This window comes from Sphingomonas kyungheensis (genome assembly GCF_037120395.1).
Lineage (GTDB): Bacteria > Pseudomonadota > Alphaproteobacteria > Sphingomonadales > Sphingomonadaceae > Sphingomonas > Sphingomonas kyungheensis.
This window is the reverse complement of sequence record NZ_JBBBDM010000017.1, coordinates 1-19,950: the sequence shown is the minus strand read 5'-3', so window position 1 is coordinate 19,950 and position 19,950 is coordinate 1. Positions and strand designations below refer to the sequence as shown.

Genomic DNA, 19,950 nt, shown 5'->3' with positions numbered 1-19,950 from the left:
TCCGCAGGAACCCCCGCCGGGTCTGACGAAGGCCCCCTCTACAAGGCTGCGCGGAACGCCGCCAGGCCGCGGTCGAGGTCGGCGATGAGGTCGTCCGCATCCTCCAGGCCGATCTGCAGGCGGACCAGCGGGCCGGCATAGTCGCGCGGTGCGGCGGTGCGGATGCGCGCCGGGTCGGCGGGGATGGCGAGGCTTTCGAACCCGCCCCAGCTGTAGCCGATGCCGAACAGCTCCAACGCGTCGATCAGCGCCGCGCGTGACGCCTCGCCGCCGCCGTCGAGCACGAAGGAGAAGAGGCCGCTCGATCCCTTGAAGTCGCGCACCCATGTCGCGTGACCGGGGCAGGCGGGCAGCGCCGGATGGAGCACCTGCGCGACTTCGGGCCGGGTTTCCAGCCAGCGCGCGACGGCCAGCGCGCTGCGCTGATGCTGGGCGAGCCGCACCGCCATCGTCCGCAGGCCGCGGCTGCCGAGCCAGCTGTCGTCGGGCGAGGCGACCTGGCCGAGCTGGAAGCTCATGTCGCGCAGCCGCGCGAAATGGCCGGGCGCAGCGGTCACCGAGCCAAGCATCGCATCGCTGTGGCCGACGACATATTTGGTCGCGGCGAGGATGGTGAGGTCGACCCCCTGTTCGATCGCGGGGAAGAACAGCGGCGTCGCCCAGGTGTTGTCGAGCAGGGTGACCAGCCCGTGGCGCTTGGCGACGGCGACGATCGCCGGCACGTCCTGCACCTCGAAGGTCAGGCTGCCCGGGCTTTCCATGAAGATCGCCCGGGTCGCCGGGCCGATCAGCGATTCGATCCCCGCGCCGATCAGCGGATCGTAGAAGCGCGTGGTGATGCCGAAGCGCTTGAGCAATTGCATCGCCTGCCCGCGGGTCGGGTCATAGGCGCTGTCGACCAGCAGCAGCTCTTCGCCGGGCGACAGCACCGACAGCAATGCCGCGGCGATCGCCGCCACGCCCGACGGATAGAGGAAGGTCGCCTCCGCACCGGGTTCGAGGCTGGTCAGCGCATCGGCAAGGCTCCACTGCGTCGGCGTGCCGCGGCGGCCGTAGTACAGGCGGTGATGCGTGTCGCGCCCGGCATTGGCGCGCAGATCGGCGATGCTGTCGTAGAGGATCGTCGAGGCGCGCCACACCGGCGGATTGACGATGCCCTGCGTCCATTCGGTGCGTCGCCCGGCCTGGACGACGCGGGTCGCGTCGGCCAGGTCACGGTCCTTGCTCGCTTTATCCGTCAACTGTCTCTCTGGCTCCCATGGCCTTGGGGGTCGAGCGATCGGCGCCCCATTCCGACCAGCTGCCGTCATAGATCGGCATCGCCTTGCCGACCAGATGCGCGCCGAAGGCGAGCACCGCCGCGGTGATGCCCGAGCCGCAGGTCGCGACCATCGGCCGGTCGAGATCGACCCCCGCCGCGGCAAAGGCCTCGCGCAGGGCGTCGCCCCGTTTCCACGTGCCGTCGGCATTGAACAGCTTGCCCTGCGGCAGGTTGCGCGAGCCGGGGATATGGCCGGCGTGCGTCGCGGGACGCGGATCGGGCTCCTCGCCGGTGAAGCGCGCCGCCGAGCGGGCGTCGACCACCTGTTCGGCGCCGCTGTCGATATTGGCCTTCATCTGGTCGAGCGTGCGGACGTTGCCGCGATCCGACCAGACGGTGAAATGGCGGTGGCGCAACGCCTCCCGGCTGCTCGCCGTCGGCCGGCCCTCCGCCTGCCATGTGGCGAGGCCGCCGTCGAGGATCGCGACGTCATGCGCGCCGAAGGTGCGCAGCATCCACCAGGCGCGCGCCGCCGTGTGATGCGGCGAATTGTCGTAGAGGACGATGCGGCTGCCGTCGCCGAGGCCGAGGCTCTGCATGCGGCTGGCGAATTTCTCGGCGCTGGGCAACATCATCGGCAGGTCGCTGTCGGTATCGCGCAACTCGCCGAGGTTGAGGAACACCGCGCCGGGGATATGCGACGCCTCATATTCGGCGGCGGCGTCGCGCGGCGCTTCGCCGGGGAAGTTGGCGAAATAGGTGGCATCGACGATCCGCAGATCGCTTGCGCCCATCTCCGTCGCCAGCCATTCGGTGGTCACCAACGCGTCCATAGCATTCCTCCTGCACATAGCTTGACCGGGCGAACGACTGGGGAGGAATGCCCGCCGCCGGTCAATAGCCGGCCGGACCCGATGCGTCCAGTGCTTGCAAGAATGTTTCGGCCTGACCTAGCGTTTCGTTACGAGATTGCGCAGATTGCTTGTCCCACGTGCTGTAGGGCATCCGCAGCCGCATGTTGTCGCCGAGCTTGTCGCGGTGGCGGTGCAGGAAATCCCAGTAGAGCGCGTTATAGGGGCAGGCGTTCTCGCCGACCCGCTTGCGCACGTCGTAGCGGCAATGGCCGCAATAGTCGCTCATCCGGTCTATATAGGCGCCCGACGAGATATAGGGCTTCGATCCGAGCAGGCCGCCGTCGCCGAACTGGCTCATGCCGAGCGTATTGGGCAGCTCGACCCATTCATAGGCGTCGATATAGACTTCGAGATACCAGCGATGCACTTCGGCGGGGTCGGCACCGATCAGCAGCGCGAAATTGCCGGTGACCATCAGCCGCTGGATATGATGGGCATGCGCGGTGGCGATCGTTTGGCCGATCGCCTCTTTCAGGCAATGCATGTCGGTGTCGCCGGTCCAATACCAGCCGGGCAGCTGCCGATGATGGTCGAGGAAATTGCGGCTGACATAGTCCGGCCCCTCGCGCCAATAGATGCCGCGCATATATTCGCGCCAGCCGATGATCTGGCGGACATAGCCCTCGACCGAATTGAGCGGCGCGCGGCCCGCCTCATATTCGGCGACGGCACGGCGGCAGAGGTCGAGCGGATCGAGCAGGCCGGCGTTGATATAAGGCGACAGGATCGAGTGCCACAGATAGCGCTCGCCGGTCAGCATCGCATCCTCATAGTCGCCGAACCTGGGCAGCGCCTGGTCCAGGAAATAGGCGGCCTGTTTTTCCGCCTGCGCGGCGGTGACGGCATAGCCGAAGCCGTCGAGCGTGCCGGGATGATCTGCAAAATGCTCTGCGACCAGCGCGAGCACCTCGCGGGTGGTCACGTCGGGCTTGAAGACATGCGGGTGCGGCATGAACAGGTCGGCCTTGGCGGGCTTGCGATTCTCCTTGTCGAAGTTCCAGCGGCCGCCGACCGGGTCCTTGCCGTCCATCAACAGCCCGGTCTTGCGCCGCATGACGCGATAGAAGAATTCCATCGTCAGCTGCTTGCGGTCCTTGGCCCAGGCCTCGAACTCGGCATGGTCGCAGACGAAGCGGTCGTCGCCGCGGATCTCGACCGGGATGCCGAACAGCGTCTGCCAGCCGTCGATCATCGCGACGACGCGCCATTCGCCCGCCTCGGTGACGACGATCCGGTCGGGGGCGTGGCGCTGCACCGCGCGGGCGATCTCGCCGGTGAAGGAGCCGCTGTTGGCGGGATCGTCGAGGCGGACGTAATCGACCGTCCAGCCGGCGTTTTGCAGTGCCGCGGCGTGATGCCGCATCGCCGAAAGGATGAAGGCGATCTTCTGCTTGTGATGGCGGACATAGGTCGTCTCGTCGCCGACCTCCATCATCAGTACGACCGTCTCCGCCGGATCGGCGTCGCGCAGCGACGTCAGCGTCATGGTGAGCTGATCGCCGAGTACGGGAACGAGCGTTTTCATATCGGGGTCGACGTCCTACATGGCGGGGCATGACCCCCAAGCATCTCGGCCAGACCAGCCAGCTGCCCGCTTCTCCCGAAGAGGCGGTGCTCGATTATGTTCCCAATCCGCGCGTCGGCACGACCTATCTCGTCCGTTTCGCGGTGCCGGAGTTCACCTCGCTCTGTCCGGTGACCGGCCAGCCCGACTTCGCGCATCTCGTCATCGACTATGCGCCCGGCGAGACGATCGTCGAATCGAAGTCGCTCAAGCTGTTCCTCGGCGCGTTCCGCAACCATGCCGGCTTCCACGAGGATTGCACCGTCGGCATCGGCCAGCGGCTGTTCAGCGAGATGAAGCCGCTGTGGCTGAGGATCGGCGGCTATTGGTATCCGCGCGGCGGCATCCCGATCGACGTCTTCTGGCAATCGGGCGCGCCGCCCGCTGACCTCTGGCTGCCCGATCAGGGGGTTGCGCCGTACCGCGGGCGAGGTTGATCCAAATCAGCCCGATCCTTTGGTTGCACTGCAACAACCATGCAACCTTTGGGCCGGGCGCGTGTTCATCCTGTTGCAAGGTCATGGGTCCGCCCTGATCGGCATCAATGAAGGGACGGGCATGGTCACGACGGCGGGGAATGGCGACGCAATCCAGCATCTGGCGATGATCGGCAACTTCCTGCCGCGCCAGTGCGGTCTCGCGACCTTCACCACGGACGTGTATCAGGCGATGCGCGATCGCTTCCCCGGCGTGCAGGTCGACGTCTATGCGATGGACGATCATCCCGGGCGCTACGACTATCCGCCGGCGGTGACCGGCACGATCCCGCAGAACGAGCTGTCGGCCTATCTGACGACCGCCCGGACGATCGAGGCGAGCGGCGCGCAGGCGATCTGGGTGCAGCACGAATATGGCATCTACGGCGGCCCGGCGGGCGAGCATCTGCTCGCCTTGCTCGACCGCACGACGCTGCCGGTGATCGTGACGCTGCACACCGTGCTTGAAAAGCCCAATGCCGACGAACGCCGCGTGCTTGAAGGCCTGCTGCGCCGCGCCGCCAAGGTCGTGGTGATGGCCGAGCGTGGCCGCGATATCCTCCGCCGCGTCTATGGCGCCGCGCCGCGCCAGATCGCGATGATCCCGCATGGTGTGCCCGACCGTCTGTTCGTCGATCCCGAGACGCTCAAGCCGCGCTTCGGCTGGGAGGGGCGCGACGTCGTGCTGACCTTCGGCCTGCTCGCCCCGAACAAGGGGATCGAGACGATCATCGACGCGCTGCCCGCGGTCGCCGAGCGGCACCCCAATCTGCTCTACGTCGTGCTCGGCGCGACGCATCCCAATCTCGTCGCGCATGAGGGCGAGGCATATCGCGACCGGCTCAAGGCGCTCGCCGCCGAGCGCGGTGTCGCCCATAATGTCGCCTTCATCGACGCCTTCGTCGAGCATAACGAGCTGATCGATTATCTGCAGGCGGCGGATATCTACGCGACGCCCTATCTCAACCCGGCGCAGATCACCTCGGGCACGCTGTCCTATGCGGTCGGCGTCGGCAAGGCGGTGATTTCCACCCCCTATGTTCACGCCACCGAGATCCTTGCCGACGGGCACGGCGTGCTCGTCGACTTCCGCGACGTCGCCGCCTTCGCGCGCGAGATCGACCGGCTGCTGACCAGCCTGCGCGATCGCAACCGGCTGGCGCAGCGGGCCTATGACCGCGGCCGCACGATGATCTGGCCGCGCCTCGCCGAAGCGACGCTGCACGAGACCGAGGTCGCCGTCGCCGCCCGCCCTAGGCGGCTGGCGCAGGCGCAGCCGCAGGGGGTGCGGGCACTCAAGCCCAATTTCGCCGCCGTCGAGCGGATGAGCGATGCCACCGGCATGCTCCAGCATTCGATCTATTCGGTGCCGGATCGACGCCACGGCTATTGTATCGACGACAACGCCCGCGCGTTGATGCTGATGAGCGCGATGGACGATCTCGATCCGGTCGAGCGCGACAAATGGACGACGATCTATGCGTCGTTCGTGCAATATGCGTGGAACCCGGACGAGCGCCGCTTCCGCAACTTCATGAACTTCGATCGCACCTGGTGCGAGGATGTCGGGTCGGAGGATTCGAACGGCCGCGCGATCTGGGCGCTCGGCGTCACCGCACGTGACGGCAAGGATGCCAAGCATCGCGACTGGGCGCGCAACATGTTCGACGCGACGGCGAGCCTCGCGCTCGACCTCGGCTCGCTGCGCGCGCAGTCGTTCGCGATGCTTGGCGCGGCGGCGATGCTCGAAGCCTCGCCCGGCCATGATCTCGCCCGGTCGATCCTCGAGCGCTTCCCCGACGACCAGCTCGCGCTGCTCGCCGAGGCGCGCCGGCCGGAGTGGAAGTGGTTCGAGATCGTCCTCGCCTATGACAACGCGCGCCTGCCGCAGGCGCTGATCGTCGCCGGCAAGGCGCTGGGCCGCAAGGACCTGATCGACTGCGGGCTGGAGACGCTCGACTGGATCGTCGCCAAACAGACCTCGCCCGAGGGGCGGTTCCGCGCGGTGGGGACCGAGAGCTTCGGTCGGCCCTATGCCGATCCGCTGCAGTTCGACCAGCAGCCGCTCGAAGCGCAGGCGACGGTCGATGCCTGCCTGTCCGCGTGGCAGGCGACGGGCGATGCGCGCTGGGTCGCCGAGGCGGAGCGTGCCTATGCCTGGTATCTCGGTCAGAACGACCTCGATCTGCCGCTCGCCAGCCCGGCGGACGGCGGCTGTTTCGACGGTCTGATGCCGACCGGGCTCAACCGCAATCAGGGCGCCGAGTCGATTTTGGCGCTGCAACTCGCCAGCTGCGCGATTTCGGGGCTTTCAAAGTCGGTCCAAGGCGTGGCAGGGACGACCCGCGTCGCCTGATCGGTTCGGGCGACCGCTCAGTCAACGACCCGACCGGCGAGGCTTAACAATCGCGATGGATCTGTTCACCCACCGCTTGCGGCTTCATGCCGATCCATCCCGCGTCGTCGTCCGGCCGTTCCACATTGCGTGGGGCGGCAAGGGCGGCCCGCCCAACCGTACCGAGCGACTGGTCGGCGAGGTGCTCGCCATGTCGACGAGCGAAGCGCGCGAGCAGCTGTCCGAGGTGCTCAAGGACTTCGAGGCGCGCCACTGGCAGACGCGGCGCGTGTTCATGACCCGCTATGACGAGATCGAGGATCTGCTCGGCCTCGACGGGGCGGAGATCAGCGACGAGAAGCGCCAGCTGATCGGCGCCTATTTCTGCCACGAATACAGCTATGCCGCCGCGGCGCTGATGAATCCCAGCGCGGTGCCGCATTTCGACCAGACCGGCATGCCGGAAGGATCGATGCGCATCCTGATGAGCCTGCGGTCGGTGGGTGAGGGGCATATCTCCTCGGTCGCCTTCCGCGAGGGGATCATCACCAGCGACCATGAACTGAAACTTGCGCCCGAGCCGCCCTTCGCCACCGCGACCGACGTCGTCGGCGCCGGCGAGGACGAGATGCCGGAAGGGCCGGTGACGGTCTGGCGGCATCGCGATTCGACCTTGTCGGGCACGGTGATCTTCCCGATCACCCAGGCGCAGTCGAAGGGGCTGGAGGATCTGCGCATCGTCCATTTCCAGCATGACGACGGCACCATCGAGTGGATCGGCACCTACACCGCCTATAACGGCTCGGTGATCCAGTCCGAGCTGCTGCGCACGCGCGATTTCCGCGCATTCGATCTCGTGCCGATGTCGGGCCCGGCGGCGCGCAACAAGGGCATGGCGCTGTTCCCGCGCAAGGTCGCCGGCCAGTATATGATGATCGGCCGGCAGGACGGCGAAAACCTGTTCCTGCTCAAGTCGGACAGCCTCGAACATTGGGACGAGGGCGAGAAGATCCTGACGCCGGTCTTCCCCTGGGAGCTGGTGCAGATCGGCAATTGCGGACCGCCGATCGAGCTCGACGAGGGCTGGCTGCTGCTGACCCATGGCGTCGGCGCGATGCGCAAATATTCGATCGGCGCGGCACTGCTCGACAAGAACGATCCCTCCAAGGTGCTCGGGCGGACGCGCGAGCCGATCCTCGCCGCGAAGGACCAGGATCGCGAGGGCTATGTGCCCAACGTCGTCTACAGCTGCGGCGCGATCCGCCATGGCGACACGCTGTTCCTGCCCTATGGCATCGCCGACAGTTCGGTGGGCTTCGCCTTCGTCAAGATCACGGATCTGCTCGCCGCGATGGTGTGAGGAGGCGGGCGTCCGGCGGGCGCCCAGTCCTGCGGCTCGGCATCGGCCGCTTTGGCACAATCTATTAATGTCATCCCCGCGCAGGCGGGGATGACAGTCGCACGAGTGACGACCCCGACTGCGCCGCGGCGGGTCTAGCCCTCGCCTTCGTCCGTCTTGCCCTTGCCCTTCCGCTTCGCCGGTATCCGCGACAATTTCGTCAGCAGCAGCGGGATGTCGTCGGTGATGAAGGTATCGGTCGGCACCGCGACGCTCGACTGTAACGCCTCGCCGACGCGCGACAGGCGGTCACGCTGCTCTTTTGCTGACGATGTCACGACTGACCCTACAAGACGCAAACGGCAAACCCGGCAATCGCCGGCCGAGGGGGGGGGGGATGGCGGGGCGATCACCGGGTTCAGTCGGTCAAACGGACGATGTCCGACCGCGTTCCCACCGCGACCAACGGTTGGCCGCATTTCACGCCGCGACGGAGCGCCGGGTGTAGCGATACAGGCCGGCGATCAGCGCGAGGAAGGCGATCGTGCCGCCGATCAGCGCGGCGGGCGCGAAGCCGGCCGGCGCGATCGCCAGCGGCGCGTCCGAATTGGTGAGGTAGACGATCACCGCGAAGCCGACGCCCCACAGGCTTTCGCCGACGATCATGCCCGTCGCGGTCAGCACGCCCATCCGCTTGGCGAGTTCGACATCCGCCGTCCGCTCCGCCCAGCGATCGTAGATCGCGCCGATCACCGCGCCGATCACCACCGGCAGCGTCACCGCCATCGGCAGATAGACGCCGAGGCCGATGCCGAGCGGCGGCAGCCGCAGCTTGCCCGCCCGACCGAGCGCCTCGTCGAGCGCGATCACCGCGACGCCGACGAGCGCGCCATAGCCGATCATCGCCCAGTTGAGATCACCGCCGAGCACGCCCTTGGCAAGCGCCGAGATCAGCGCCGCCTGCGGCGCGGCGAGCGCATTGGGGCCGGCGCCCGGCGCGCCCTGGAAGCCGAGCGTCGTCGCGAGCAGTTCGAGCACCGGCGGCACCACCAGGCTGCCGAAGATGACGCCGAAGATCAGCGCCACCTGCTGCTTCCACGGCGTCGCGCCGACCAGCTGGCCGGTCTTGAGGTCCTGCAGATTGTCGTTGGAGATGGTCGCGACGCCGAAGACGATGCCGGTGACGATCAGCGCATAGGCGACCAGCGCCTGCGTTGTGTCCGCGCCCGCGCCGCGGCCGAACAGGCCGACCAGCATCAGGCTGGCGGCGAGCACCGACAGGATGCCGATCCCCGACACTGGGCTGTTCGACGCGCCGATCAGGCCCGCCATATAGCCGCAGACCGCGGCGATGATCAGGCCGAGCACCAGCACGAAGACCAAAGCACCGGCGATCAGCACCAGTGCCGAGCCGGCCAGCGGCCCGCCCGCGATCACCGACCAGAGCAGCCCGGCGATCGGCACCAGCGTCGCCAGCGTCACCGCGACGACGAGGCCGATCGACAGGTCGCGCTCGCCGAGTTCGAGCACCGCGCCGCCACGCTTCGCCTTGCTCGCCGCGATCGACGAGCGGATGCCGCCGAGCACCGGGCCGATGATCTTGAGCAAGGTCCAGATCGCCGCGACGCCGATCACGCCCGCGCCGAGGAAGCGGACATCGGTGCGGAACACGCCGCCGACCCAGTCCTCGAGGCCCACACCCGCGGCGGCGGGCGACAGGCCGGTGAGGATCGGCAGCGCAATCCACCAGCCGATGATCACACCGGCGAACATCGCCAGCCCGACCGACAGGCCGACGAGATGGCCGGCGCCGATCAGCGCGAAGGAGAGCCCGCCCGAAATCGCGGTGGCACCGCCGCCGACGCGGAAGAAATGCGCCGCCTCGGCGACCACCAGCTTGGTCTGGGTGAGGATCGCGAAGCCGGCTGAAACCAGGGCGTTGACGACGATCAGCCGCAATCCGCGGCTGCTTTCCGCCTCACCGGCGCGGCTGCCCGCGCCGACCATCAGCACCTCGGCGGCGGCACGGCCTTCGGGATAGGGCAGATCGGTATCGACGACGAGCGCGCGGCGCAGCGGCACCGAGAACATCACGCCGAGGATGCCGCCGGTCATCGTGATCCCGGCGGTGAGCAGATAGGGGAAGCCCTGCCACCAGCCGATCATCACCAGCCCCGGCAGCACGAAGATGATCGCCGCGAGCGTGCCCGCCGCCGACGCCACCGTCTGGACGATATTGTTTTCGAGGATCGTCGCGCCGGGCAGATAGCGCAGGATCGCCATCGAGATCACCGCGGCGGGGATCGAGGTGGCGAAGGTCAGCCCGACCTTGAGTCCGAGATAGACGTTGGCGGCGGTGAACAGCAAGGTGATGAGCCCGCCGAGCAGGATGCCGCGAACGGTGAGTTCGGCGACGGGCCGCGCGGCGGGGCTGGGGGCGGTGGCCATGGGGGTAATGCGCTCGCTGGCAAAGGGAACAGGCGGCGGGTTGTGGCACGAGGCGAACCGGTCGGGCAATGCTTGCGGCGTGAACGACATAAAGCTGCGCCGGCTCGACAGATGACGCGGCTTTCCGCTAGGCGGCAGCCATGAAAACCAACACTCCCTTGCGCGTCGCCCTCGCCGGGCTCGGTACGGTCGGCGGCGGCGTCGTCCGTCTGCTCGACGGCAACCGCGATCTGATCACCCGCCGCGCCGGCCGTCCGATTGAAATCGTTGCGATTTCCGCGCGCGATCGCAGCAAGGATCGGGGCTTCGACGCGACGCGCTTCGCCTGGGTCGACGATATGCGCGATCTCGCCGGCCATGCCGCCGCCGATATCATCGTCGAGCTGATCGGCGGTTCGGACGGCCCGGCGCTCACGCTGGCGCGGCAGACGATCGCCGCGGGCAAGGGGCTGGTCACCGCCAACAAGGCGATGATCGCGCATCACGGCCTGGAGCTCGCGACCGCGGCGGAAGCGGCGGGCGTGCCGCTCAAGTTCGAGGCGGCGGTGGCGGGCGGCGTGCCGGTGATCAAGGGGCTGCGCGAGGGCGCCGCCGCCAACCGCATCGGCCGCGTCTACGGCATCCTCAACGGCACCTGCAATTTCATCCTATCCAAGATGGAGGCCGAAGGCCGCGATTTCGCGGAGGTGCTCGCCGAGGCGCAGGCGCTCGGCTATGCCGAATCCGATCCGAGCTTCGACATCGACGGCGTCGATGCGGCGCACAAATTGTCGATCCTCGCCAGCCTCGCCTTCGGCACGCGGCCCGCGTTCGGCGACGTGTCGGCGACCGGCATCCGCCACGTCATCGCCGCCGATATCGCCGAGGCGGCGGCGCTCGGCTATCGGGTGCGGCTGGTCGGTGTCGCCGAGGCGGATGCGCATGGCCTGTTCCAGCGCGTCCACCCGCATCTGGTGCCGATCGACCATCCGCTCGCGCATGTCACCGGTTCGCTCAACGCGGTGGTCGCGGAGGGCAATTATGTCGGCCGCCTGTTCTTCCAGGGCGCCGGCGCGGGCGAGGGGCCGACCGCGAGCGCGGTGGTCGCCGACCTGATCGATATCGCGCGCGGCGAATATGGCGCGCCTTATGCGATGCCCGCCGCGGCGCTCACCGCCGAGCCCGCCGCCGACACTGGCGAACGCCGCTCGCGCGCCTATCTGCGCTTCACCGTGCAGGATCGCGTCGGCGTGCTCGCCGAGATCGCCGCGGCGATGCGCGACGCCGGCGTCTCGATCGAGAGCCTGATCCAGCGCGGCGTCACCGCCGAGGGCGGCGCGATCGTCGCGATCGTCACCCACGAGGGGCCGGAGCGGTCGGTCGCGCAGGCGCTGGAGAAACTACGCGGTTCGCAGAGCCTGTCGGGACAGCCGTTGTGGATGCCGATCCTGGGGTGAGGGGCGTGTCGGGTGGCCCGTCGACGATTGTCGCTGAGATTGTCGGCCGCCGGGTCAGTCGCCAGGATTGGTTCCGTGCTCCCGCGCAGGCGGGGGGCATGGTGTCGACGCCCTGCGCGCCTGCCGAGCGTGGCCGAGACACCTCCCTGTGCAATTACGTGTGACAGATATCTCCCTTACCACCCCGGCGGAGGCCGGGGTCCAGTTGGGAGATCGTCGCGTCTTATCCCTGCATTTTACCCAACTGGACCCCGGCCTGCGCCGGGGTGGTGCGCAGTTGGTCGGGCGACCGTTGGCGTTCCTTCCAGCCGGTCACCGCGCCGGCTCGCCGAGATCGATCGGCACCCGGCCGCGCGTATCGGGCTTCTTGGCAAAGGTGGCTCGCGTGACCTTCACCAACGCGGTCACGATCGGCACGATCGGTGGCGCGACGCCGACGGTGCAGCCCTCAAGGCGCGCCGCGCAGGGTGGCGCATGGAGCGCGAAGACCTTGGTGGTGGACCGGTCGGGATTGGCGCCGCGGCCCGCCGGCGGATCGACCTCGTCGGGAAGCGGCAGCCGCTGCGCGCTCCTGCCATTGCCGCAGACGACGATGTCGCTCCTGTCATCGCGGGTCGGGCAGGGTTGCGGGGCGAGGATCGACCAGCGTTCGGACCCCGCTGCCGGAGTCGCCGCGGCCGTCGCGGCCTGGATCAGCAGCGCCAGCCCGATCATGGCGCGAGCGGCCGGTCGCGGATCCCGCCGACGCCGGTGCGGCTGCTGATCGTCGCGCCGGCCATGCCGCCGCCGACGAGGAACGGCGTCAGCTCCTCGACGGGGTTGGTGCGGTGGAGCAACCGATCGCGTTCGACCGCCACCGCCTCATGTTTGGGATCGCCGGGCTCGTAGCCGACGAACGGCACGCGGAAGCGGTCGGCGCGGCGACGGCCGCAGACGGTGATGTCGGTATGGTCGCGGTCCGCGGCGCAGCGCTCGCCGGCGATCATCGACTGGGAGCGGGCGAGCATCGTCGCGGCATCGTCGTCGGCGGCGGTCACGAGCAACAGCAGCGCAAGCATCGGCATCGGCTCCCACGACGGGTGATGCCGCCAGTGTCGTCCAGCCGCCGGCGCGAATCAAGCCGCGATCGATGCGACCCCCAGCCGCGGGATCTCGATTGCCGGACAGCGGTCCATCACCACCTGCAAGCCTGCCGCCTCGGCCCGCGCCGCCGCGGCCGCGTTGACGACGCCGAGCTGCAGCCACACCGCCTTGGCGCCGATCGCAATCGCCTCGTCGACCGCCTCGCCGGCGGCCTCCGGACGGCGGAAGATGTCGACGATGTCGATCGGGTCGCCGAGCTGGTGCAGGTCGCGGAAGACGAATTCGCCATGGACGTGCTCGCCGGTGATCTGCGGATTGACCGGGATGACGCGATAGCCGTGCCGTTGCAGCATCGCCATCACGCCATAGGAGGGGCGGTCAGGGCGATCGGAGGCGCCGACCATCGCGATCGTACGCGCGCCTTCGAGCAGCGCCTTGATCGCGGCGTCGTCGGTCAGCGGCATGCCCGTCTCCTCAATGCTGATGCAGCCAGTCGTCGACCGCTGCGGCTATCGTGTGGAACGCCACGCCGTCCGCGCCGTTCCCCGCCGCCGGCGGTGCGCCCGCGTCGGAGGCGGTGCGGATGCCGATCGCCAGCGGTACCCGGCCAAGGAAGGGTAGGCCGAGCCGCGCCGCCGTCTCCTGCGCGCCGCCGTTGCCGAAGGGGTCGGAGGCTTCGCCGCAATGCGGGCAGATATAGCCCGCCATATTCTCGACCAGTCCGATGATCGGGATGCCGGCCTTGTCGAACAGGTCGATCGCGCGGGTCGCGTCGATCAGCGCGAGATCCTGCGGCGTCGAGACGATCACCGCGCCCGCCGGCTTGTGCTTCTGCACCATGGTCAGCTGGACGTCGCCGGTGCCCGGCGGCAGGTCGAGCACCAGCGTGTCGGTCGCGCCCCAGTCGGCGTCGACCAGCTGGGTGAGCGCGCCCGCCGCCATCGGGCCGCGCCAGGCGATCGCCTTGCCGGGCGCGATCAGCTGGCCCATCGACAGCATCGGCACGCCGAACGGGGTGGCGACCGGATCGAGCACCTTGTCCTTGGCGGTCGGCCGTTCGTCCTCCGCCGCCATCAGCCGTGGCTGCGACGGGCCGTAGATATCGGCGTCGACCAATCCGACGCGGCGACCACGCGCCTTGAGCGCGATGGCGAGATTGGCGGCGAGCGTCGACTTGCCGACACCGCCCTTGCCGCTCGCCACCGCGATGATGCGGCGGTTGATCCGCTCGGCGGTGACGACCATCCGCACCTCGCCCGACCAGGCCGCTTCCGCCGCCGCGCGCACCTTCGCCTCGAGCGCGTCGCGTTCCGCGCCGCCGAGCCCGGTCGCGTCGAGGACGATGCCGGCGCGCGTTCCGTCGAAGCGGAGCGTCGCGCGGTCGCCCGCGGCGGCGCGCACCGCGGCTTTCGTTACGTCTTGTGTCATCGCGCACCAGATAGGCCCGCGGCGGCGGCTTGCCACTGTTTTTCCGCGTTCGCCTTCTTATAAGGAACGGATGACAATTCTGCCGGGTCGCCGATCGCGCCCTCCCATTCTCGCCACCGAAACGCCCAAGGGGCCCTGGGGACAGGGTGATGACGCCAACGGCGGCGGCCCGCGCAATCCCTGGTCGCTGCCCCCCGGCGCACGCAAGCCCGGCGTGAAACCGACCGCGCTCGACGAGTTTCTCAAGAAGGCGCGCGGCGGCGGCGGCGGGGACAATGGCGGCGGGCTCGGCGGCCTGCCCGGATCGTCCAACCCGCGCGCGCTGTGGCTGATCGGGGCGGGGATCATCCTGCTGGTATGGATCCTCTACACCTCGATCCACCCGATCGCGCCGCAGGAACGCGGCGTCGTCACCTATCTCGGCCGCTATTCGGGGACGCTCGATCCCGGCATCGCGATGACGATGCCCGCGCCGATCGCCCGCGTCGTCAAGGTCGACGTGCAGAATATCCGCATCGAGAACTTCCCCGAGAGCGGCACCGAGAATCTGATGCTGACCCGCGACCAGAACATCATCGATCTGGCCTATGCGGTGCGCTGGAAGATCTCGAACCCGCAGAATTACGTCTTCCAGATCGATCGCCCGCGCGACACGGTGCGCGCCACCGCGGAGAGCGCGATGCGCGAGGTGGTGGCGAACGTCAGCCTCGATTCGGCGCTCGGGCCGGGCCGCGCGCTGATCGAGAATCAGGTGCAGGAGCGGATGCAGAAGGTGCTCGACGATTATAAGTCGGGGATCGTCGTCGTCGGCGTCGGCATCAAACAGGCCGATCCGCCCGCGCGCGTCAACGATGCGTTCAAGGACGTCACCGCCGCGCAACAGGATGCGCAGGGCCTGCGCAACCAGGCGCAATCCTATGCCAAGCAGGTCGTCGCCCGCGCCGAAGGCGAAGCGTCGCAGTTCGACAAGGTGTACGAACAATATCGCCTCGCCCCCGAGGTGACCCGCCGCCGCATGTATTACGAGACCATGGAGGCCGTGCTGGCCAAGTCCGACAAGACGATCGTCGAGCCGAACGGCGTCGTACCCTATCTGCCGATGGGCAATGCGCGTCGCCTGCCCGACGCGACGCAGCCGCCGCAGGTGCAGGCCACCGAGCCGACCGTCTCGGCAGCGGGAGGCGGCCAGTGACCGGCCTCTGGCGGCATCCGATCGCGCTCGGCCTCGGCGCGCTGATCCTCGTCATCCTGCTGTCGGCGACGATCACCATCGTGCCGGAGACGCAGCAGGCGGTGATCCTGCGCTTCGAACAGCCGGTGCGCACCGTCAACGCGTGGCGGCCCAACGAGCAGTTCGGCCGCACCGGCGCCGGGCCGATCCTGCGCATCCCGTTCATCGACCGACTGGTCTGGCTCAACAAGCGCGTGCTCGACGTCGATTACGACAATCAGCAGGTGCTGTCCTCCGACCAGCTGCGGCTGGAGGTGGACGCCTATGCGCGCTTCCGCATCATCGATCCGCTGAAGGCGGTGAACGCCACCGGCAGCACCTCGCAGACGGAAAGCGCGATCACCGAGGCGCTGCGTCCGCTGCTCGGCAGCTCGATCCGCAACGAGCTCGGCAACCAGCCGTTCGCGACGCTGCTCAGCCCCGAGCGCGATCAGGTGATGGACAATATCCAGACGCGGATGCAGCGGCTCGCCAGCCAATATGGCGTGCAGATCGTCGACGTGCGGATCAAACATGCCGACCTGCCCGACGGCAGCCCGCTCGACCGCGCGCTCGCCCGGATGGCGACCGCGCGCCAGCAGCAGGCGACGACCATCCGCGCGCAGGGGCAGAAGGAAGCGCAGATCATCCGTGGCGAGGCGGATGCCGCGGCGGCGCGCATCTATGCGCAAAGCTTCACCAAGGACGCCGACTTCTACGATTTCTACCGGGCGATGCAGTCCTACCGCCACACCTTCGGCGCGGATGGCGGCACTCCGCCGAGCGGGTCGACGTCGATCATCCTGTCGCCCGGAAACAGTTACTTGCGTGAGTTCGAAGGGCGGGGGCGTTGATCCGCGGGAAATGAGCCCCCAACTTTCGGCAGTATGAACATTCAAGCGGCGTTCAGGCGTTTGGTCGCAGTAAGGCACCACGTCCGAATGCCCCTTATCAAGAGGATCTTCTCCTAGTGCGCTACGCTTACGCCATCACCAGTGCGCTTCTCCTCGGCGGCGCGACCGCCACCCTGGCGCTCCAGCCGAGCACCGCGCAGCAGGCGCAGAACGAGCCCGGCGCGATCCAGGCGGCGGTGCCGCGCGCCGGCGCGCCGATGAGCTTCGCCGACATGGTCGCCAAGTTGCAGCCGGCGGTGGTCAACATCTCGACCAAGCAGACGATCGTCCAGCGCCAGCCGGCCAACCCCTTCTCGGGCACGCCGTTCGGCGATCTGTTCGGCGGCATGGGCGGCGGGCAGGGCGGTGCGCCGGTCAAGCGCGAGGGCGCGTCGCTGGGGTCGGGCTTCCTGATCTCGCCCGATGGCTATGTCGTCACCAACAACCACGTCATCGCGCCGGGTGCGGAGGGGGCGACGGTCAATTCGATCACCGTCACCCTGAGCAACAACAAGGAATATACCGCGCGGGTGATCGGCAAGGACCAGGATTCCGATCTGGCGCTGCTCAAGATCGACGCCGCCGGCCTGCCCTTCGTCAAATGGGGCGATTCGAGCCGCGCGCGCGTCGGCGACTGGGTGCTGGCGATCGGCGAGCCGTTCGGTCTCGGCGGCACCGTCACGGCGGGCATCATCTCGGCGATCAACCGCGTCACCGGCCAGGGCGGCGCCTATGACCAGTTCATCCAGACCGACGCCTCGATCAACCAGGGCAATTCGGGCGGCCCGATGTTCGACCTCAACGGCAATGTGATCGGCGTCAATTCGCAGATCTTCAGCCAGTCGGGCGGTAATATCGGCATCGGCTTCGCCATCCCGGCGGCGACCGCCAAGCCGATCATCGAGACGTTCATGAAGGGCGGCAAGATCACCCGCGGCTATATCGGCGTGACGATCGGCGGCGCGGTCAACGACGATGCCGCCGCGGCACTGGGCATCCCCAAGAACCAGGGCGAGCTGATCGCCCGCGTCGAGCCGGCCGGTCCGGCGGCGAAGGGCGGCCTGCGCGCCGGCGACGTCGTCACCAAGATCAACGGCCAGCAGGTGACCCCCGACCAGACGCTGACGCGCCTCGTCTCGAACCTCCAGCCGGGCACCACCGCCCGGTTCGAGGTGCTGCGTGCCGGTCAGCCGGTGTCGGTCAACATCCAGGTCGCGACCCGCCCGTCGAACGATCAGATCCGCGCGCTGGCGAACGGCGGCGAGGATTCGGGCGGCTTCGGGCCGAACGATCCGCAGACGGACGGCGACGACGACAGCGACGGCACGACGCAGGGCAGCACCGCCCCGCTCGGGCTCAACGTCCAGCCGCTGACGCCGGGGATCGCGCGCGCGATCGGCGTCGATTCGAGCGTGCAGGGGCTGGTGATCGCCACCGTCGATTCGAACAGCGACGCGGCCGGCAAGCTGAAGCGCGGTGACGTGATCCAGGCGATCAACGGTACGCCGGTCCGCACCACTGCGGACATGGCGCGACTGGTCGCGCAGGCCAAGGCGGCGGGTCGCCCGCAGGTGCTGCTGCTGGTGCAGCGCGGCCGCGGCGTGCCGCAGTTCCTGGCGCTGAAGGTCAAGTAAGCCGCTGTCCGGACGCCGTCAGGGCCGTCGCTCCCATCGGAGCGGCGGCCCTTTCCTTTTCCCGGTCGGCCGCGGTAGGTCTGCTCGGGACAAGGGACAGGAACGGACATGAGCGACGGCATCTTCATCGGACTGGGCGGTGGCAAGCCGCAGACCCTCGATCTGAGGCGCGCCAACCGCCACGGGCTGATCGCCGGCGCGACCGGCACCGGCAAGACGGTGACGGTGCAGGGGATCATCGAAGGCTTTTCGAGGGCCGGCGTGCCGAGTTTCGTCGCCGACGTGAAGGGCGATCTGTCCGGGCTCGCCATGGCCGGATCGCCGCAGGCGAAGACGCACGCGGCCTTCGCCGCCCGCGCCGCCGAGATCGGCGAGAGCGACTGGGCCTATGCCGACACGCCGGTGCAATTCTGGGACCTGTACGGCGAGCAGGGCCATCCGATCCGCACCACGGTGAGCGAGATGGGGCCGCTGCTGCTGTCGCGGCTGATGGACCTCAATACGGTGCAGGAGGGCGTGATGACGATCGCCTTCCATGTCGCCGACACGGAGGGGCTGCTGCTCCTCGACCTCGACGACCTGCAGGCGATGCTGGCGCATTGCGCGACCCGCGCCGACGAGCTCACCACCAGCTACGGCAATGTCTCCAAACAGTCGATCGGTGCGATCCAGCGCGCGCTGCTGCAATTGCGCACGCAGGGCGGCGATCATTTCTTCGGCGAGCCGGCGCTCGACATCGCCGATCTGATCGCCACCGACGACAAGGGCAGGGGGATCGTCAACATCCTCGCCGCCGACAAATTGATGGCGGCGCCCAAGCTCTACAGCACCTTCCTGCTCTGGCTGATGAGCGAATTGTTCGAGCATCTGCCCGAGGTCGGCGATCCCGACAAACCCAAGCTCGTCTTCTTCTTCGACGAGGCGCATCTGTTGTTCGACGACGCGCCCAAGGCGCTGCTCGACAAGATCGAACAGGTGGTGCGGTTGATCCGGTCGAAGGGGGTCGGCATCTATTTCATCACGCAGAACCCGATCGACGTGCCCGATACGATCGCCGGGCAGCTCGGCAACCGGGTGCAGCATGCCCTGCGCGCCTTCACCCCGCGCGATCAGGCGGCGGTGCGGTCGGCGGCGGAGACGTTCCGCGCCAATCCCGGCGTCGACGTCGCCACCGCGATCACCGAGCTCAAGGTCGGCGAGGCGCTGGTGTCGCTGTTGCAGGCGGACGGCGCGCCGTCGCCGGTCGAACGCACGCTGATCAAGCCGCCGGCGAGCCGCGTCGGGCCGGTGACGCCGCAGGAGCGCGGCGTGATGATCCAGACCGATGCGATCGGCGACCGCTACGACACTGCGGTCGACCGCGAATCGGCGGAAGAGATCCTCGCCGCCAAGACGCAGGAGGCCGCCGCGGCGGCGGCCGCGACGCGCGCGCAGGACGATGCCGCCAAGGCTGCCGCGGTCCAGGCCAAGGCCGACGCGCAGGCGGCCAAGGAGGCCGCGCGCGCCCAGGCGGCGCAGGCGCGCGAGGCCGCCAACTCGCCCTGGGCCAAGGCGATGACCTCCGCCACCCGCGCCGCGAGCGCCTCGATCGGTCGGCAGGTCGCCAATGAGATCGGCAAACAGGTGTTCGGCAGCGGCTCGCGCCGCGGGTCGGCCGGCGGCGGTCTGATGGGGACGGTGCTGCGCAGCGTGCTGGGCAATCTGATGCGGTGAGGGGGGTGCCGCGCAGCGTGCTGGGCAACCCGATGCGATAAGGGGCGGACGGCTCGACGGGACCTCGCTGCGATCGTGCAGGCGCGTCCACCGCCTCGTTGAGTGATCTTTCCCTCACCCCCATTCGTCATCCCGGCGGAAGCCGGGATCCATGGACACGGTGGACCGGCGTCGGCGCGCTGCCATTCGCGTCCCGCTTCCATGGATCCCGGCTTG

Annotated in this window: 17 protein-coding genes; 8 read left to right on the top strand and 9 right to left on the bottom strand. The window is 68.5% G+C overall.

Features of this window, described 5'->3' with window-relative positions; genetic code table 11:
* Nucleotides 1-38: 38 nt before the first annotated feature.
* From metC to V8201_RS17875, 3 genes are all read right to left on the bottom strand, one after another.
* A complete protein-coding gene (metC, locus tag V8201_RS17885) occupies nucleotides 39-1,241 on the bottom strand; it encodes a cystathionine beta-lyase (protein WP_336546138.1) in 1,203 nt (400 codons plus the stop codon).
* Nucleotides 1,231-2,094 (bottom strand): 3-mercaptopyruvate sulfurtransferase, encoded by an 864-nt coding sequence (gene sseA, locus V8201_RS17880; RefSeq protein ID WP_336546137.1) that lies wholly within the window; start codon nucleotides 2,092-2,094, stop codon nucleotides 1,231-1,233. The genes metC and sseA overlap by 11 nt, the downstream gene beginning before the upstream one ends.
* A 61-nt stretch (nucleotides 2,095-2,155) precedes the next feature.
* Entirely contained in the window at nucleotides 2,156-3,700 is a 1,545-nt protein-coding gene (locus tag V8201_RS17875) for a cryptochrome/photolyase family protein (protein WP_336546136.1), read from the bottom strand.
* Between the two features lie 29 nt (nucleotides 3,701-3,729).
* Here V8201_RS17875 and queF point away from each other — a divergent pair, with 29 nt between their 5' ends.
* The 3 genes from queF to V8201_RS17860 all read left to right on the top strand — a co-directional run bounded on the left by queF (nucleotide 3,730) and on the right by V8201_RS17860 (nucleotide 7,910).
* Nucleotides 3,730-4,176 carry a preQ(1) synthase gene (gene queF / locus V8201_RS17870; protein WP_037533167.1) on the top strand — a complete coding sequence of 149 codons (447 nt, stop codon included), beginning with the start codon at nucleotides 3,730-3,732 and terminating at the stop codon, nucleotides 4,174-4,176.
* Between the two features lie 121 nt (nucleotides 4,177-4,297).
* Nucleotides 4,298-6,571 carry a glycosyltransferase gene (locus V8201_RS17865; RefSeq protein WP_336546135.1) on the top strand — a complete coding sequence of 758 codons (2,274 nt, stop codon included), beginning with the start codon at nucleotides 4,298-4,300 and terminating at the stop codon, nucleotides 6,569-6,571.
* Between the two features lie 55 nt (nucleotides 6,572-6,626).
* Nucleotides 6,627-7,910 (top strand): glycoside hydrolase family 130 protein, encoded by a 1,284-nt coding sequence (locus V8201_RS17860; protein ID WP_037533169.1) that lies wholly within the window; start codon nucleotides 6,627-6,629, stop codon nucleotides 7,908-7,910.
* Between the two features lie 134 nt (nucleotides 7,911-8,044).
* Here the strand turns inward: V8201_RS17860 and V8201_RS17855 are convergent, their stop codons facing one another.
* Together V8201_RS17855 and V8201_RS17850 are read right to left on the bottom strand one after the other, a co-directional pair.
* A complete protein-coding gene (locus V8201_RS17855) occupies nucleotides 8,045-8,227 on the bottom strand; it encodes a hypothetical protein (RefSeq protein ID WP_271299118.1) in 183 nt (60 codons plus the stop codon).
* A gap of 142 nt (nucleotides 8,228-8,369) precedes the next feature.
* Complete coding sequence (locus V8201_RS17850) at nucleotides 8,370-10,337, bottom strand: OPT family oligopeptide transporter (RefSeq protein WP_037533171.1); 1,968 nt, start codon at nucleotides 10,335-10,337, stop codon at nucleotides 8,370-8,372.
* A gap of 140 nt (nucleotides 10,338-10,477) precedes the next feature.
* Here V8201_RS17850 and V8201_RS17845 point away from each other — a divergent pair, with 140 nt between their 5' ends.
* Nucleotides 10,478-11,773 (top strand): homoserine dehydrogenase, encoded by a 1,296-nt coding sequence (locus tag V8201_RS17845; protein WP_336546134.1) that lies wholly within the window; start codon nucleotides 10,478-10,480, stop codon nucleotides 11,771-11,773.
* A 312-nt stretch (nucleotides 11,774-12,085) separates the two neighbouring features.
* Here V8201_RS17845 and V8201_RS17840 read toward each other — a convergent pair whose 3' ends face one another.
* Genes V8201_RS17840 through V8201_RS17825 form a run of 4 tightly spaced genes read right to left on the bottom strand, consistent with a single transcriptional unit; the run spans nucleotide 12,086 to nucleotide 14,284 of the window.
* Complete coding sequence (locus V8201_RS17840) at nucleotides 12,086-12,487, bottom strand: hypothetical protein (RefSeq protein WP_336546133.1); 402 nt, start codon at nucleotides 12,485-12,487, stop codon at nucleotides 12,086-12,088.
* The gene (locus V8201_RS17835; protein WP_336546132.1) at nucleotides 12,484-12,837 is read right to left on the bottom strand and encodes a hypothetical protein; all 354 of its coding nucleotides are present in this window, start codon (nucleotides 12,835-12,837) and stop codon (nucleotides 12,484-12,486) included. The genes V8201_RS17840 and V8201_RS17835 overlap by 4 nt, the downstream gene beginning before the upstream one ends.
* 51 nt (nucleotides 12,838-12,888) lie before the next feature.
* A complete protein-coding gene (locus tag V8201_RS17830; protein ID WP_336546131.1) occupies nucleotides 12,889-13,320 on the bottom strand; it encodes a CoA-binding protein in 432 nt (143 codons plus the stop codon).
* Between the two features lie 10 nt (nucleotides 13,321-13,330).
* The gene (locus V8201_RS17825; protein WP_336546130.1) at nucleotides 13,331-14,284 is read right to left on the bottom strand and encodes an Mrp/NBP35 family ATP-binding protein; all 954 of its coding nucleotides are present in this window, start codon (nucleotides 14,282-14,284) and stop codon (nucleotides 13,331-13,333) included.
* A gap of 70 nt (nucleotides 14,285-14,354) precedes the next feature.
* Between V8201_RS17825 and hflK the strand changes: the two genes are divergently transcribed.
* The 4 genes from hflK (at nucleotide 14,355) to V8201_RS17805 (ending at nucleotide 19,734) form a co-directional block, all read left to right on the top strand.
* Nucleotides 14,355-15,476 (top strand): FtsH protease activity modulator HflK, encoded by a 1,122-nt coding sequence (gene hflK, locus V8201_RS17820; protein ID WP_037533185.1) that lies wholly within the window; start codon nucleotides 14,355-14,357, stop codon nucleotides 15,474-15,476.
* Nucleotides 15,473-16,348 carry a protease modulator HflC gene (hflC, locus tag V8201_RS17815; protein WP_200870370.1) on the top strand — a complete coding sequence of 292 codons (876 nt, stop codon included), beginning with the start codon at nucleotides 15,473-15,475 and terminating at the stop codon, nucleotides 16,346-16,348. The genes hflK and hflC overlap by 4 nt, the downstream gene beginning before the upstream one ends.
* Nucleotides 16,349-16,464: 116 nt before the next feature.
* Nucleotides 16,465-18,021, top strand: a complete 1,557-nt coding sequence (locus V8201_RS17810; RefSeq protein WP_336546129.1) for a Do family serine endopeptidase — start codon at nucleotides 16,465-16,467, stop codon at nucleotides 18,019-18,021.
* A gap of 108 nt (nucleotides 18,022-18,129) precedes the next feature.
* Nucleotides 18,130-19,734, top strand: coding sequence for a helicase HerA-like domain-containing protein (locus V8201_RS17805; RefSeq protein ID WP_336546128.1), 1,605 nt, complete (start codon nucleotides 18,130-18,132; stop codon nucleotides 19,732-19,734).
* Nucleotides 19,735-19,950 lie beyond the last annotated feature (216 nt).

Coding starts and splice junctions, on each gene's coding strand:
- queF (WP_037533167.1), top strand. CDS start 3,730: ATGACCCCCAAGCATCTCGGCCAGACCAGCCAGCTGCCCGCTTCTCCC.
- V8201_RS17840 (WP_336546133.1), bottom strand. CDS start 12,487: ATGATCGGGCTGGCGCTGCTGATCCAGGCCGCGACGGCCGCGGCGACT.
- sseA (WP_336546137.1), bottom strand. CDS start 2,094: ATGGACGCGTTGGTGACCACCGAATGGCTGGCGACGGAGATGGGCGCA.
- V8201_RS17875 (WP_336546136.1), bottom strand. CDS start 3,700: ATGAAAACGCTCGTTCCCGTACTCGGCGATCAGCTCACCATGACGCTG.
- V8201_RS17805 (WP_336546128.1), top strand. CDS start 18,130: ATGAGCGACGGCATCTTCATCGGACTGGGCGGTGGCAAGCCGCAGACC.
- V8201_RS17860 (WP_037533169.1), top strand. CDS start 6,627: ATGGATCTGTTCACCCACCGCTTGCGGCTTCATGCCGATCCATCCCGC.
- V8201_RS17830 (WP_336546131.1), bottom strand. CDS start 13,320: ATGCCGCTGACCGACGACGCCGCGATCAAGGCGCTGCTCGAAGGCGCG.
- V8201_RS17825 (WP_336546130.1), bottom strand. CDS start 14,284: ATGACACAAGACGTAACGAAAGCCGCGGTGCGCGCCGCCGCGGGCGAC.
- V8201_RS17835 (WP_336546132.1), bottom strand. CDS start 12,837: ATGCCGATGCTTGCGCTGCTGTTGCTCGTGACCGCCGCCGACGACGAT.
- V8201_RS17850 (WP_037533171.1), bottom strand. CDS start 10,337: ATGGCCACCGCCCCCAGCCCCGCCGCGCGGCCCGTCGCCGAACTCACC.
- hflK (WP_037533185.1), top strand. CDS start 14,355: ATGACAATTCTGCCGGGTCGCCGATCGCGCCCTCCCATTCTCGCCACC.
- V8201_RS17865 (WP_336546135.1), top strand. CDS start 4,298: ATGGTCACGACGGCGGGGAATGGCGACGCAATCCAGCATCTGGCGATG.
- V8201_RS17845 (WP_336546134.1), top strand. CDS start 10,478: ATGAAAACCAACACTCCCTTGCGCGTCGCCCTCGCCGGGCTCGGTACG.